The organism is Bacillus sp. LLTC93, assembly GCF_002993125.1.
GTDB lineage: Bacteria > Bacillota > Bacilli > Bacillales > Bacillaceae > Bacillus > Bacillus zhangzhouensis.
Genome location: NZ_PVME01000012.1, coordinates 40,826 through 55,487 on the forward strand (window position 1 = coordinate 40,826; position 14,662 = coordinate 55,487).

Here is a 14,662-nt window from a genome sequence, read left to right on the forward strand (position 1 = left end):
AACAGTGCTTCTATTATAACCAAAAAAACAGAGGGTGCGCAAAGCCCTCTGTTCATATAAATGATTTGATGTGTTTATTTGAGCACTCTAATTTTCACTCGTTTATTTCCCCATTGATAAGCTGCCGACTTACTTGGGACGAACACATCAATTTTATTCCCTTTTATAGCAGATCCAGTGTCTGATGCAACGGCATATCCATAGCCTTCCACATACACTTTAGAGCCTAGCGGAATGACACTCGGATCAACTGCTATGACCTTTGCACCCGGATTTGCTTTTAAATTAAAACCTGTAGACGTTCTGCCCGTACATCCAGCACAGCTCGCTGTATAGGCTGTTGACGTCACGTAGAATTCTTTTCCTGACGATTCATTGCTTCTTGAAACTACAGGGGATGCTTTAGGTTCCTTTTTGGACACTTGGGTACCAATGGCCACTAAACGATCCTTGCTATCTTTTTCAGTTACTTCTTTGATTAATTCTTTAGACACCACTTTGCCGTTTTCTTTCACAATGGCATAGTGCTTCTTCAATTTACCTTCTTCACCTTTTTTAAGTACCTTCTCTTTTCCTTTTTCAAGAGAACGATCCTTTTTATGTTTGGTATCAAAAGCAATTTTCTCTTCCACTACATCGGTGACTTTTTCCACCCGAGTGATCTGGATATCTGCGCTTTTTTTAGAAATGTTACTATGTAACGCAGGCTTGATCTTATCGTGCTTCTTGAGCCTTAGCTCTTGTTGCTTTAAAAAGTCAGCGACCGTAGTCGAAGTGGTCCACACTTTTTTATCCTTTCCTCCATCCTTTAAGCTGACCTGAAAGGCCTGCTGAACCACAAGATTCATACCCTTTTTAATCTTGTCATTCTTTCCTGGAGTCACTTGATCGTGCTTCCCAATATCTATCTTTTCATTCTTCAATAATGCTCCAACCGTCTGATCTGTTGTCCATATCGTTTTCTCTTTCCCATCTAGGGTAAGATGAACCGGTATAGCCGCATCATACACAATGTTCATATTGTCTTGAATCTTTGTATTTAGACTTGGAGAGATATGATCCTCCGCCCTGGTCCTTATCCCAAGGTCTGAAAGCAGCTGTGCTACTGTCTCTTCATGTGTACGAATTGTCTTCTCTTTACCATTGATTGAAATGGTAATAGACTGCTTAGTGAACTCATGCGCACCGTAAGCCGTCCCAGTTCCAGCTAAAAGTAAGCAAGCGACTAGTAATAAAACCTTGCCTTTTCCTAGCTTGACAGAAAACAGATTTTTCACTTTTTGTACGATGAAAAACGCCTCCTTCTCCTCGGAGAGATTATATAGAGTATCTCAAAACCTGTCAACCCTTCCACCCACTGTACAAAAATGCTCGATTGTAAACCTATTATGGGAGATTTATGGCAGGAAGGGAAGAAAGACTTATCGACAACTTATCCTATGAGGAGCAGCAAACGTGTAGAACTTTTTCGTTATGTTTCACAAATGGACAAGCTTAAACAAGGATTGACATCATATACTGTCAGTTTATACGGAAAACTTTTTTCGCATTTTCTGTTGTCAATTCAGCAAGCTCTTCAAAGCTCATTTCTCGTAATTCAGCAATTTGCTCTGCGATATATTTCACATAACTTGGCTCATTGCGCTTCCCTCTGAAAGGCGCTGGCGTTAAGTATGGGCAGTCTGTTTCAATCAAAAGTCGATCACTTGGTATGTCCTTTACAACTTCCTTCGGCTTTTTGGCATTTTTAAATGTCACAGGTCCACCGAATGAAATATAAAAGTTCATTTCCATACAGGCTTTTGCAATTTCTAGGCTTCCTGTAAAGCAGTGCATAATACCTCCAACATCTGCCGCTCCCTCTTCTTTTAAGATCGTCACGACATCTTCCGTTGCGTCACGGTTATGAATGATGATTGGAAGATTCACTTCCTTCGCAAGAGCAATTTGACGTCTAAAGACTTCTTTTTGTACTTCTTTTGGCGACTTGTCCCAATAGTAATCCAGACCCATTTCTCCAATGGCAACGACCTTTTCATGTTGAGATAATTCTTTAATCCAAGCCAAATCCTCATCTGTCATATCAATTGCATCGACAGGATGCCAGCCGATGGCTGCATAAATGAAATCATACTCTTCAATTAATTCCATCGCTCTCGTAATCGTCGGGCGGTCAAACCCCACCACCACAATGTTCTCTACCTTTTCACTTTTGGCTCGTTCGATCACCTGCTCTAAGTCCTCATTGTATTGTTCCGCATTTAAATGGGCATGTGTATCAAATAACATCGTTCATTGCTCCTTTCGACAATTCTCCTAAAAAACAAAAGGTGTTCGACGAAATGTTACACGTGGAACACCTTTGTTGATTTATAAAATTTTTGTTCCATTCGCTAGAGATTGATCCACTTCAAGGACCTGCAATTTCCCACCAGTTTCCCCAGTTAAAATCATTCCCTGGGAAATTTCCCCTCTGAGTTTAACTGGCGTGAGATTCGCTACGCAAACAAGCTTCTTCCCTACCAATTCATCTGGTTGATAATGCTTGGCAATCCCTGAGACAATTTGTCTTTTTTCAAATCCAAAATCAAGCTGGAGCTTTAAAAGACGATCAGCTTTTTTAACTGGGGCTGCTTCCAATACTTGTGCTACTCGAAGATCAACTTTCGAGAAATCATCAAATGCAATTTCTGCTCCCAGCTCAGGCAATTCCGTTTCTTCTATTTCAGCTTGCTCTTCTTCTACCTTAGGCGTACTTCCCTGCATTTTCTCTTTAATGTATGCCACTTCTTCTTCGGCCTCTAAACGCGGGAACAATGGCTCTCCTTTTTGTACCGTCGCTTGTTGAATCGCACCAAATGATAGAATACTGTCCCAGCTTTTGAGTTTATCTCCTTCGATTCCAAGCTGGAAGAAGATTTTCTCAGGTGTTTTCGTTAAGAATGGCGTTAGTAGCACTGCTGTAATTCGAAGTGATTCTGCTAAATGGTACATAACAGAATGTAGTTCTTTTCGTTTCGTTTCATCCTTCGCTAACACCCATGGAGCTGTTTGATCAATATATTTATTGGTTCTGCTGATTAATGTCCATACATTTGAAAGAGCCACCGAGAATTCAAGGTTTTCCATCGCTTCTTCATAAGCTTTTACCGTTTGTTCAGCCACAGCTTTAAGCTCCTCATCAAACTCATTGACAGGCCCTTTATAGCTACTTAATGTACCGTCAAAATATTTTTGCACCATCGCCACTGTACGGTTAAGCAAGTTTCCTAAATCATTGGCAAGGTCATAGTTTACACGTTCCACGAATCCTTCTGGTGTAAACACACCATCCGCACCAAATGGCACTTCGCGAAGTAGATAATAACGAAGGGCATCAAGGCCATAGCGATCAATTAATGTGACCGGATCTACCACGTTCCCTTTTGATTTAGACATTTTGCCATCTTTCATAAGCAGCCAGCCGTGTGCAAAAATTTGTTTCGGCAGAGGCAGATCTAATGCCATCAGCATAATCGGCCAATAAATTGTATGGAAGCGCACAATTTCTTTCCCTACAAGGTGTACGTTGGCAGGCCAATATTTTTTATATTTTTCATCCTGATCGGTCCCATAGCCAATCGCTGTTAAATAGTTGAATAACGCATCAATCCATACATAAATCACGTGTTTCGGATTATTCGGTACTTTAATTCCCCAATCAAAGGTTGTTCTTGATACAGCTAAATCCTCTAAACCTGGTTTAATGAAGTTATTGATCATTTCATTCTTTCTTGATTCAGGCTGAATGAACGATGGATTCTTTTCGTAATAGTCCAGTAAACGATCTGCATACTTACTCATACGGAAGAAATATGATTCCTCTTTAATCAATTCAACAGGGTGACCACTGTCGGGGCTTTTCCCGCCAATGACTTCTCCTTTTTCATTTCGCTCAACATCAACAAGCTGTGTTTCCGTATAGAATGTTTCATCAGGAATACTGTACCAGCCTTCATATTGATCTAAATAGATATCTCCTTGATCGAGCAGTTTTTGGAAGACTTGCTCAATGATTTTCGTATGTCTTTTTTCCGTTGTACGAATGAAATCATCATTTGAAATGTCGAGTTTCTTCCATAATGATTGAATGTCTGCAACGACGGGATCTAAATACTCAATCGGTGTAATATTTTGTTCTTCAGCTTTTTGCTGAATTTTTTGTCCGTGCTCATCTGTACCCGTTAAATACATCACATCATAGCCTTGAAGACGTTTATAACGAGCCATGGCATCCCCTGCCACTGTCGTATAAGCATGTCCAATATGTAATTTTCCGCTCGGATAGTAAATAGGTGTTGTCAGATAAAACGTTTTTTTCTTTTCCGGCATGTCGGAACCTCCTGCGTGTGTGTAAATGTCAAAAGCTCCCGCCCAATGGACGAGAGCGGTTATAATCACTTCATTAAAATGTGTCAGATCATTTCATTATGTTTTGCACTTGTGCTTTCTCTATGATACCATCTTAGCCTTTAAGATCAAGCATATATACATAGAAGAAGCTGAAATGATCGAAAAAGATGAGTTTTTCGAAAAAACGACAAACCGCTCGACATTTTGTCGAATATTGTCGTATGAAATATACTTTCAGATTTACAATTGGCTAATTTAGGGCAAAAGTCTCGTCAATCTGTTCTCATTATTTATCATATTTTTCTAGATAAAGTCCACAAAATCCTTACACACCAATAGTTTCAAGGTCTTTTGACTTTAAGAGTCATATTTTACAAACAATAGTAAACAAAATGATTGACGATTTATGGAAACCTTGTTATGCTAGGAATGTAAGGAATTTGTCGAATAATGACGAAGATAATATTATATTAAGAATAAGAACTCTTTGGGAGGAGAATGAAGATGAAATCTACAGGTATTGTACGTAAAGTTGACGAATTAGGACGCGTGGTGATTCCAATCGAACTTCGCCGTACACTAGGAATCGCTGAAAAAGACGCTTTGGAAATTTATGTTGATGATGAAAAAATTATCCTAAAAAAATATAAACCAAACATGACTTGCCAAGTAACAGGTGAAGTATCAGACGATAACCTTAAACTTGCTAATGGTAAATTAGTTCTTAGCCGTGAAGGTGCAGAGCAAATCATTAACGAAATCCAAAACCAACTTCAATCACAAAAATAAGTATCATATAAAAAGGTTCTTGCACCGTTTGCAAGAACCTTTCTTTATTGTTCAATATGATAGGCATCGTATATCGTGCGCTTTGGCACACCCCGTTCAACTGCTGTACGTTTAATGGCTTCCTTCGACGTCAATCCTTCCTCTATGTAATGGATCACGTGTTCTTTTTCAGATAAGGACTTCCACCAGGCTTCTTCATTCAGCTCTGCTTCATCCTGATCATTTCCTTGTACCACAAGACAGAATTCGCCGCGAATTTGTTGTTCCGTAGCCCATGTCAGCACGTACTCTAAATCTCCACGAATAAACTCTTCGAATTTTTTTGTCAGTTCTCGCGTAATCGCAATGTTCCGGTTCCCCCACACTTCCTTCATCACGGTCAGCGTTTCTTTTAACCGATGGGGCGCCTCATACAAAATAATCGTTTCTTGGCGTTTCTTCAATGCTTCCAGCTGTTTTTTCTTTTCCTTTTTTTGACGATCAAGAAAACCGTAAAAGAAAAATGGCTGTGGCGCGATCCCTGACGCAATTAGCGCCGTTAGTGCTGCGTTTGCACCAGGTAGTGGAATAACATAGCCTCCGATGCTAGTAAAGTCTCGAACCACTTCAGCTCCTGGATCAGAGATAGTCGGCAAACCAGCATCGCTCACTAGTGCGATATTTTTTCCTTCTTTTAGCCATTCGATCAACTTGTAACCACTGCTGTCTTTGTTATGCTCATGATAACTCGTTAACGGTGTATCAATTTCATATACATGACAAAGCTTTTTCGTTTGTCTCGTATCTTCTGCGGCAATATAGTCTACATCTTTTAATGTTTGTATCGCTCGGAACGTCATATCTTCTAAGTTTCCAATTGGGGTTGGTACGAGATAAAGAATCCCCATTTCGGATTGACCATCAAAGCTTTTCTGTGTCTTTTTCATGTGCCGCCTCCTTTTCCATTCGCATTTCTTGTATATAAATGTCTTTCTTTTGACGTGTCCAAGTTTTAAAACGATATTCTTGCTGCATGGCTTCTCTTTTGGTTGAAAAACATTCATGGTAATAAAGCTCAACCGGCCGTCTCGCTCTTGTATATTTTGCTCCCTTACCACTATTGTGGGTATTCAGCCTTTTTTGTAAGTCGTTTGTATATCCAGCATACAAACTGCCATCTGCACATTTCAATACATAAAAGTAATGCTTATGCTTCTCCATATAGTATCGTCCTGATTTCTTCTGTATACTCTTGGTCTTCCCCATAAACAAAGAGGGGTGGCAAGATTTTTAAATCTGGCTTTCCATCTTTCATGCCTTCTACTAAGATTGTATTGGCTTCTTTCCCCTGTTTCGGATAAACAAATTGAATTCGCTTTGGCTCAATACGGTATTTCTTCATCATTTCAACAATCTCAAGCAAACGTCCTGGGCGGTGAACCATTGCCAGCTTGCCCCCTTGCTTCAGCAAAGTGGAAGAAACACGAATGACATCTTCTAATGTACAATGAATTTCATGCCGTGCAATTGCTAAATATTCATTTTCATTGATTTCATCCTTAGAGGGTGTCTTAAAATACGGCGGATTACATGTGATCACATCTACTTTGTGGTTACCATAGCGTTTTGGCATGTCATTCAAATCACCATGTATCAATTCAATCTGATGCTCTAATTGATTATGCTCTACACTTCTCTTTGCCATATCATACAGGCGTTCTTGAATTTCAACACCTGTAATAGAGGCCTTAGACCGAGTCGAAAGCAGCAATGGTACGATACCATTTCCCGTACAAAGATCAATGATCTCCCCTTTTTGGATCGGCACATACGCAAATTTTGCTAATAAAACCGCATCCAATGAAAAGGCGAACACGGTTTTACTTTGAATGATTTTCATATCTTCAGCCAGCAAGTAGTCTAAACGTTCATCTTCTCTTAATGAAACCATGATGTATCCTTTCTTTTCCTGTGAAAAAGGCTCCCGATTCAGCGGAAGCCTTTTCTCATTTTTTATTTAAAAATGACAGACAGAACAAACAGTCTCCCTCTTTACGAATGCTCCCATAATGTACATTACAAATATGGAAACCTTCCTGATATAACCGAGCAAGGTTATCATGACCTTCTCCTATATCAGAATGACTTGGCTTCTGTGCAGAATCATTCTCCGCCTCAGACGATTTGTCTCGATCGGACTGATCCAGACGTTCACGCAAGTGCTGATTCTCCATCTGAAGCTGATGATTTTCTTCAATCACTTCACCGATGTGATTTTTCAAATCACCTAGCTGTCGATAAAGAGAACCGATTTGTTCTTCTAAATTGATCACTGTATCAAATAGTTCCTTTTTATCCAAGGTGGCACACCTCGTTACTCAGTTGTTTGTGCAGATACAACGCCTTCTTGTAATAATTCTTCCCAAGTATATTCTACCACTTTTTCTTGCCCGGTTAATTCAACTTGCAAAATTCGTTCTAAAATGTTGAGCCCTACTACCTTTGCAGAGCCATTAGACGTCTGAATCGTTTCACCGATATCCGGTAATTGTTCTTTCGCTGTTTCATACTCATCATTCTCATATTTCAAGCAGCACATCAAACGGCCGCAAAGCCCTGAAATTTTCGTAGGGTTTAATGACAGGTTTTGATCTTTTGCCATTTTTATGGACACCGGTTCAAAATCTCCTAGAAATGTCGAACAGCAAAGCATTCTTCCACAAGGACCTATGCCGCCCAGCATTTTTGCCTCGTCTCTTACACCGATTTGGCGAAGTTCAATTCTCGTCTTGAAGATCGATGCAAGATCCTTCACCAGCTCACGGAAATCTACTCTGCCGTCCGCTGTGAAATAGAAGATGACCTTGTTTCGGTCAAATGTAAATTCAACATCGACTAGCTTCATTTCCAGGCCGTGTTCACTAACCTTCTGAAGACATGTATCAAAGGCTGCTATCGCTGCTTCTTTGTTTTCCTCAACGATGAGCCGGTCTCGTTCGTCTGCTACACGAATCACCTTACGTAGAGGGAGAACCACATCGTGTTCATCTACCTTTTTATTGGCGATGACCACTTGTCCGTACTCAACCCCTCTGACCGTTTCTACAATGACACAACTATCATTTTCTATATGAAATCCATTAGGATCGAAATAATAGATTTTGCCCGCTTTTTTAAAGCGAACACCAATTACGTTGTACAAGCTTATCCCTCCTGCAACATCAACACCAATTGCTCCATTAGCCCTTGGGCATTCACGTTGGATTGAAGTCTCTTTTTCGCTTCTAATACAGCAAGGATCTGGTTTGTCACCATCTGCTGTGTGGAATGCAGCGCGTGCTGCTTCATTGTCTGGAATAAGTCTTGATAAATGACTTTATCTTCGTTTCCTATTTGAATCGACAATACATCACGATATATAAATAAAAGCATATCCAGACCTGTTTCTTGAAGGTCTTTCTCTTTGAAAAAAGGCATCCATTGATCTTGTATATAAAAAAATGCATGTTCTTTTCGCTGGTGTAAGACTTCATACAATTTTATCACTTTCGCTCTAGACTCTGCAAACTGATCATTTCGACTTAATTCGAGTGCTTCTGCTAAATTATTAGTTAAATTCGACAAAAGCCTTGCAAGATGCTGAGATACGCCTTCTTGTAAAAGCTGCTGCTCCAAGGATTGTGGCTGCAGCGGCTGAAAGCTCAGCATCTGACATCTTGAAATAATCGTATCCAGCATTTTATGTGATTGCTCAGTGATTAAAACCGCCATCGTTTCCCGATTAGGCTCCTCTAGGAACTTTAATAAACTGTTCGCGGCATTGACCGTCATTTTGTCAGCATGAAGAATGATATACATTTTCCGGTGCGATTCTACACCTGTTTTTGTAAATTCTTCCTGCAATGCCTGCACTTGCGCTTTCTTAATCGATTGGCCGTCAGGCTGCATTAAATGTAAGTCTGGATGGTTTCCAGACTCAATCCTTTTGCAGTTTTGACAGGATTCACATGGTTTCACTCCTGCTTCCAAGCAAAAAAAGCTCTTAGCCAAAAGCATGGCAGCATCTAGTTTTCCTGTCCCTTTTTTCCCTTCAAATAAGTAAGCATGGGCCAGTCGGTCTTTATCAATACTATTAAAAATCAGCCGCATGACGCGCGGCTGCAAATCATTCATGTCATCCCAGCTAATTGCCATGTTATCACTCTCTATGTGTAAAGGTTAATCAATAAACCTTTTATTTCTCCAATACGTTCAAGCAAATCAATAGAGGGTTTCTCTTGATCCATCATATCCTCTGTTAATTCAATAAGCTTTTCATCTAATGCTTTGACTAAAGCGAGTGTTCGCGTGTTGCCATACAGGTCAAAGCTCCTTGACGTCTCTATATTTAATCCATTATCGACGGTCTCTTTCACAAAGCGCTTCACAAGTCCTTTAAACCTGGCCAAGTCCTTTAGATTTCGTGACTTTGTCAGCTTTTTACCGAACACCTCGATATCACTCAGCATGATTGTCAATTGTTCTAAGCGCATTTTGCCGCCTTGTGTCTCCATAGAAGCTTTAAAAGAAGCAGATGTCTGGCCGCCTTTAATTGCTTGAAGTTCACGCTTTTCTAAAAGCAGCCGCATATCTTGATTAATTTTCACAGCAACCCATCCTTAAAATTGATGAAATTGTTCAACTGGCAGAATAAAGACAGTAGCTCCACCAACTTCAACCTCAACAGGGTATGGTACGTATGAATCTGCATTTCCACCCATTGGTGATACAGGCGCGATCATCTGATCACGTTTACGGCAATTTTCCTTTATAAGCTGTAAAGCCTTATCCACTCGGACATCATCACAACCAATAATAAAAGTCGTATTTCCAGACTTTAAAAACCCACCAGTTGAAGCTAATTTTGTCACGCCGAATTGATGTTCAGTCAATATTTTCAGCAACTTGCTACTATCTTGGTCCTGTACAACGGCAACAATTAATTTCATTTGATTGGCCTCCTTCGTTTTAGGCACAGGTGACATGCCGATGTCTTCCTCTATATTATAACAACGATTGGGAATTAGGTCATATTTGATTTTTCTTTAATGTGTCCTGAATCAACTGAAGCACTTCTTCATAGACATCCTGCATCGGCTGAGACGCATCCACTACACGGAATCGTTCTGGTGATTGCGCAATCAGCAATTCATAGCCTTCTCTGACCATTTGGTGGAAATTCAGGGTCTCCATATCTAATCGATTTTTTTCTCTTCCTTGATTGGCATCAATTCGCTTTAGACCTTCCTCTGGTGTAATAGAAAAGTAAATGGTCATTTGCGGCATTGTACCATTAATAGCAAAATCGTTAATTGATTTTACTTCTTCAATCCCAAGCCCTCTCGCATAGCCTTGATAAGCAAGGGAGCTATCGACAAAGCGATCACATAAGACCGTGTCCCCGCGCTGTAATGCGGGTTCTACCTTCTCAGCCAAATGCTGTCTTCTTGCTGCTGCATATAGCAATGCCTCTGTTTTTGCGTCCATTTTTGTATTTTTTTCGTTTAAAATGACTTCACGAATCTGCTCTGCAATTTCGATACCGCCCGGCTCCCGAGTCGCCATCACTGCATATCCTTGGCGCTTCATTTCTTCGTACACTTTTCGTATCACTGTCGTTTTTCCGGCACCCTCTGGTCCTTCAAACGTAATAAACATACCGCTCATAGTGTCTCCTCTTCTATATAAACATATAATTTTCTCTGGTGAATCACCTGACTTGCTTGAACATGAACGTGATGTCCAAGCAAACGGCTTAACGTCGAAATTTGATCTGCTTCAATACGCTCTCCCTTAATCATCAAAGGTATGCCTGGCGGATAGGGAATCACCGATTCTACACTGATCCGCCCTGCTGCTTTTTCGAATGGGACGGCTTCTATGTCTTGTCTTTGCTGATCGACCTCTATGGATGGCGTCCCCTTTTGAAGATGCTCTTTTTTTTCAAGCATTACATCACTTTGCTGAAGAACCTGCTCTATGACTGAAAAAGGGACGTCCTTCGTCTGTCCCAGACCAAAAACGAGTAAGACTTGATGTTCATCCGCAAGTTCCGGGTGAACATCAACCGATTCAAGCACTTTTTTTAGTTCATAGCCTGTCAGCCCTTTTGTTGAACGAATGACGCATTTTAATGGGTCCGTAGATAACGAGTCAGACTCGACCACTTCGAGATGGGGCATCCTGTTAAACTGTTCTTTCAGCTTTGCCAGTCCTGTCATGATTCCGTCCAATTCCCCTTTTCCCTTGATCTCCTCAACATAAGCTCTCGCCACATCTAACGAGGCCATAATTGGATAAGAAGGTGAACTGCTTTGAAGCATCGTTAACAATGACTTCAAACGCTTCACATCTATTCGGTCCCCTTGAAGATGGAGATAAGAGCCCATCGTCATCGCTGGAAGGGTTTTATGTGCTGATTGTACCACCACGTCTGCTCCGTAGGAAAGGGCAGATGGAGGAAAGGCGCCGCCTAATACAAAATGAGCGCCATGTGCCTCATCAACCAAAACAATCATGCCCGCTTCATGACACATGTGAATCAGCTTTGATAAATCAGCTGCATGTCCATAGTAGTTCGGATACGTCAAAACGATTGCCCGACAGTTAGGATGTTTCGCAATAGCTTTTTTGACTGTTTCATCAGTAACATGGGTTGGGACGTGCAAGTATGGATCGATATCAGTTTCTAACATAATAGGCGTTGCTCCTGCAAGCTCAATCGCATGGAAAACAGACTTATGACAATTTCGCTGAACAAAAATCTCATCTTCAGTACGACATGCAGCCATCACCATCGCTAGATTTCCAACTGTTGTGCCATTCACAAGGAAAAAGCTTTGTTTTGCTCCATATAGCTTTGCCAATAAATCCTCTGCCTCTTGAATCACACCAGTCGGGTGATGGAGATCATCTAGACCTTCAAGCTCCGTCACATCCAGCTGAAGAATTGATGCATAGTCGGACCGTGCCTCATCAAAAAAGACATCTCCATTGTGATGTCCTGGAACGTGAAAAGAATAAGGCTTCTTTTCCGCATGTTGTGATAATGCTGTATATAAAGGTGTTTTCAAACTAATCGACCCTTTTCACTTAAACGATATCTTATTTCTATTATAACGTTCAAACAAGTGAACTGAAAGGTGGTTTCTCATTCCTTTATTGGTTGATGATTCGCCAGCTTCTGCTCAGCCTCGTACATGTTGTTTTTTAATTGAGCTCTCTCTTGGCTCCCATGTTCTTTCACCTGTAACGTTTCCTGTAAAGTTTCAGCTAATTGGTGTTGAACCTTTTTCAACGTATCTATAGGCGTTAATGATGCGTCTTCAAGAAGCTGTCCTTGCTGCTTTGATACCTTTTCATATGTTTGTTGGATTCGCTGTTCAAGGGCTGAATTAGCTCGCTGCTGAATATGAGTTAATGCAATCGACATTTGGTTGATCCATAGAGGAATAGAAGCGGAAACAGTTGATTGAATGTGGTTGGCTAATGTATGGTTCGTATGCTGAATCATCCGGATTTGAGCATTACATTGCAATGCAATTTGCCGGCTTAACAGCAAATCATACTTTCGTTCTTTCAATCTCTCCATATATTCTTCCTCATTTACTTCCTGACTCATCAATTGCTCCTCTAATGTCCGATCATTAGAATGTTTCGCTTCTGAAAGGACCTGCTGCTCTAACTGTGTCAATTTCGCTTCAACTGCTGCAACCTGTAGCGTCATCTCTTGGAAATATGATTGATTTTCTTCAAATAAACTCTCTAATAGCTTATGGTCCGAGATTAATACGCCTCTTGCGTAACGGAGCCTTGCTGATAATCTCTCTATCTGAGCTTCTGCTTGTTTAAAACGAGAAATGATCTCCTGAGTTGAACGCTTCCCCCGTTGAAATAACTTCAAAAAAAAGCCCTGCTTCTTTGGCAGTAAATCCTCGGGCTCCACTAAATGTAGTTGCTGCAAAAAAGCTTCAAGCACATCTCCTATTTGATCGATATCTTTTTTCTCAACATATTTCATCATGTGTTGTGATTGTTCTAATAATCGTTCCTGCACACGTGTACCATAGAGAAGCAGCTTTTGAGGATGGTCAGGGATCTTTTCAGCCCGCTGTATGGCCTCTTGTTTTTCCTCATCAGATAAAGTATCAAACACCCGAAACTGAAGATCTGTAGTAGATGTTGATGCTGATGTGACTTGATCTTCTGGTTTCATCGAGTTTGACTCCTTTCATCTATTTTTTGATCATTTTATCGGCCACTTCAAGTTCAATGTGAAGGGCTTCTATATCTCTTCCTAAAACTTGCTGTAAATCATTCGTCAATTGCTTTTGCAACTCTGTCAGTGTGACTCGAGTTTGGCTCAGTGTCATTTCAAGCTCATGACTGCGATTAGGCTGATTATACAGTAGTGCATATTTTTCGGTTAGTTCAACGACAGAATCCAAACTTTCGAAATAAAATCGCTGTGCATCATAAAATCGGTTCGGCTCTTTTTTTGTAATCGTATAGATTCGTCGTGCAAGCCGAAGGATTTCATAATTATGTTTGATCGTCTGCACGTTTTTCACAGCAAATAAAGCTTTCTTCAAACGAACCAGCTTTTGCCCTGCTTCTTTTAAATGCTGTTTAATATATACATAATCACTACGAGACAGTCCGTGCTTCTTTAAAAACAACTGGAAAGCAACCCATCTGCTTCCTACAAACATCGCGCCCCACCCAATCATCGAATACAGTATTGATAATCCAACATGATGGTGGAAAACTCCAATACTGACGGTTAAAATCACAATCGAGAAAAGAGTAGAGAGGATGGCCCATATAAATGTGAAAAAGATTGATTTCATGTTCATCGACTCCTATGAATAATCAGGCTCTTTGTTTATCTTATTATTTATTACGGTTGTTGTCCAAACTAAGTTCCAAAAAACAGGCCCAATCCTCGATAGCTCATAAAAAAAGACCATCTAGTGGTCTATGAATACAAAGGTGGCGTATGAAGATTTTTCAGCTTTCTAACATAATCGGCATAGCTAGGATCCGAGGTCGATGTAGAAATTAACTTTCGCTCACAGTCTCGGCACAAAAACTGATGATATAAATAAATTCCCTTTGTCTTTTTCTCTTCACAAATCAAACAAATCGCTTCTTGCTCTTTTTTGCTCATTGTGACACCTCCACTTATAGCTTCAGTATGCCCTAGCGCTTTCAATTGTATACAAAATTAAGAATGTTTTAGATGGTAGTTTAGTATATGTATCCATCCCAGATCGAGTGTTTGTTCCTTTTGTTAAAAAACAAAAAAGACCAGTTCCGTGTGGAACTGATCCTTAGAAAAGCTTGGCGGCGTCCTACTCTCACAGGGGGAAACCCCCAACTACCATCGGCGCTGAAGAGCTTAACTTCCGTGTTCGGTATGGGAACGGGTGTGACCTCTTCGCTATCGCCACCAAACCTGATG

Annotated in this window: 17 protein-coding genes and 1 rRNA gene; 1 reads left to right on the forward strand and 17 read right to left on the reverse strand. The window is 40.5% G+C overall.

What is annotated here, in order from left to right; translation table 11 throughout:
- Positions 1-74: 74 nt before the first annotated feature.
- The 3 genes from C6W18_RS19370 to metG form a co-directional block, all read right to left on the reverse strand.
- Positions 75-1,277, reverse strand: coding sequence for a G5 and 3D domain-containing protein (locus C6W18_RS19370; RefSeq protein WP_105928580.1), 1,203 nt, complete (start codon positions 1,275-1,277; stop codon positions 75-77).
- A 244-nt stretch (positions 1,278-1,521) separates the two neighbouring features.
- Positions 1,522-2,289: a TatD family hydrolase gene (locus tag C6W18_RS19375; RefSeq protein WP_105928581.1), complete on the reverse strand. Its 768-nt coding sequence runs from the start codon at positions 2,287-2,289 to the stop codon at positions 1,522-1,524.
- A gap of 81 nt (positions 2,290-2,370) precedes the next feature.
- Complete coding sequence (gene metG / locus C6W18_RS19380; RefSeq protein WP_105928582.1) at positions 2,371-4,371, reverse strand: methionine--tRNA ligase; 2,001 nt, start codon at positions 4,369-4,371, stop codon at positions 2,371-2,373.
- A gap of 519 nt (positions 4,372-4,890) precedes the next feature.
- Here metG and abrB point away from each other — a divergent pair.
- Complete coding sequence (gene abrB, locus C6W18_RS19385; protein WP_087975202.1) at positions 4,891-5,181, forward strand: transition state genes transcriptional regulator AbrB; 291 nt, start codon at positions 4,891-4,893, stop codon at positions 5,179-5,181.
- A gap of 44 nt (positions 5,182-5,225) precedes the next feature.
- Here abrB and rsmI read toward each other — a convergent pair whose 3' ends face one another.
- The 14 genes from rsmI to rrf all read right to left on the reverse strand — a co-directional run bounded on the left by rsmI (position 5,226) and on the right by rrf (position 14,655).
- Positions 5,226-6,107 (reverse strand): 16S rRNA (cytidine(1402)-2'-O)-methyltransferase, encoded by an 882-nt coding sequence (gene rsmI, locus C6W18_RS19390; protein ID WP_105928583.1) that lies wholly within the window; start codon positions 6,105-6,107, stop codon positions 5,226-5,228.
- Positions 6,082-6,381 (reverse strand): GIY-YIG nuclease family protein, encoded by a 300-nt coding sequence (locus C6W18_RS19395; protein ID WP_034324509.1) that lies wholly within the window; start codon positions 6,379-6,381, stop codon positions 6,082-6,084. Before C6W18_RS19395 ends, rsmI begins: the two co-directional genes overlap by 26 nt.
- On the reverse strand, positions 6,368-7,111 hold the full coding sequence (locus tag C6W18_RS19400) for a tRNA1(Val) (adenine(37)-N6)-methyltransferase (RefSeq protein ID WP_105928584.1): 744 nt from the start codon (positions 7,109-7,111) through the stop codon (positions 6,368-6,370). The genes C6W18_RS19395 and C6W18_RS19400 overlap by 14 nt, the downstream gene beginning before the upstream one ends.
- Before the next feature lie 55 nt (positions 7,112-7,166).
- The gene (gene yabA, locus C6W18_RS19405; protein WP_024425629.1) at positions 7,167-7,520 is read right to left on the reverse strand and encodes a DNA replication initiation control protein YabA; all 354 of its coding nucleotides are present in this window, start codon (positions 7,518-7,520) and stop codon (positions 7,167-7,169) included.
- Positions 7,521-7,534: 14 nt separating this feature from the next.
- Positions 7,535-8,362, reverse strand: coding sequence for a competence/sporulation regulator complex protein RicT (gene ricT, locus C6W18_RS19410; RefSeq protein ID WP_034324513.1), 828 nt, complete (start codon positions 8,360-8,362; stop codon positions 7,535-7,537).
- A 2-nt stretch (positions 8,363-8,364) separates the two neighbouring features.
- Positions 8,365-9,354 (reverse strand): DNA polymerase III subunit delta', encoded by a 990-nt coding sequence (gene holB / locus C6W18_RS19415; RefSeq protein ID WP_105928585.1) that lies wholly within the window; start codon positions 9,352-9,354, stop codon positions 8,365-8,367.
- A gap of 11 nt (positions 9,355-9,365) precedes the next feature.
- The gene (locus tag C6W18_RS19420; RefSeq protein WP_105928586.1) at positions 9,366-9,806 is read right to left on the reverse strand and encodes a YaaR family protein; all 441 of its coding nucleotides are present in this window, start codon (positions 9,804-9,806) and stop codon (positions 9,366-9,368) included.
- 12 nt (positions 9,807-9,818) lie between these two features.
- On the reverse strand, positions 9,819-10,148 hold the full coding sequence (locus C6W18_RS19425; RefSeq protein WP_012008640.1) for a cyclic-di-AMP receptor: 330 nt from the start codon (positions 10,146-10,148) through the stop codon (positions 9,819-9,821).
- 79 nt (positions 10,149-10,227) lie between these two features.
- Positions 10,228-10,866, reverse strand: a complete 639-nt coding sequence (gene tmk, locus C6W18_RS19430) for a dTMP kinase (RefSeq protein ID WP_105928587.1) — start codon at positions 10,864-10,866, stop codon at positions 10,228-10,230.
- On the reverse strand, positions 10,863-12,272 hold the full coding sequence (locus C6W18_RS19435) for an aminotransferase class I/II-fold pyridoxal phosphate-dependent enzyme (RefSeq protein WP_105928588.1): 1,410 nt from the start codon (positions 12,270-12,272) through the stop codon (positions 10,863-10,865). Before C6W18_RS19435 ends, tmk begins: the two co-directional genes overlap by 4 nt.
- A gap of 77 nt (positions 12,273-12,349) precedes the next feature.
- Positions 12,350-13,414 (reverse strand): toxic anion resistance protein, encoded by a 1,065-nt coding sequence (locus C6W18_RS19440; RefSeq protein ID WP_105928589.1) that lies wholly within the window; start codon positions 13,412-13,414, stop codon positions 12,350-12,352.
- A gap of 19 nt (positions 13,415-13,433) precedes the next feature.
- Positions 13,434-14,048 carry a 5-bromo-4-chloroindolyl phosphate hydrolysis family protein gene (locus tag C6W18_RS19445; RefSeq protein WP_034324527.1) on the reverse strand — a complete coding sequence of 205 codons (615 nt, stop codon included), beginning with the start codon at positions 14,046-14,048 and terminating at the stop codon, positions 13,434-13,436.
- A 128-nt stretch (positions 14,049-14,176) separates the two neighbouring features.
- The gene (locus C6W18_RS19450; protein WP_034324529.1) at positions 14,177-14,368 is read right to left on the reverse strand and encodes a sigma factor G inhibitor Gin; all 192 of its coding nucleotides are present in this window, start codon (positions 14,366-14,368) and stop codon (positions 14,177-14,179) included.
- A gap of 171 nt (positions 14,369-14,539) precedes the next feature.
- Positions 14,540-14,655, reverse strand: a 5S ribosomal RNA gene (rrf, locus tag C6W18_RS19455).
- Positions 14,656-14,662 lie beyond the last annotated feature (7 nt).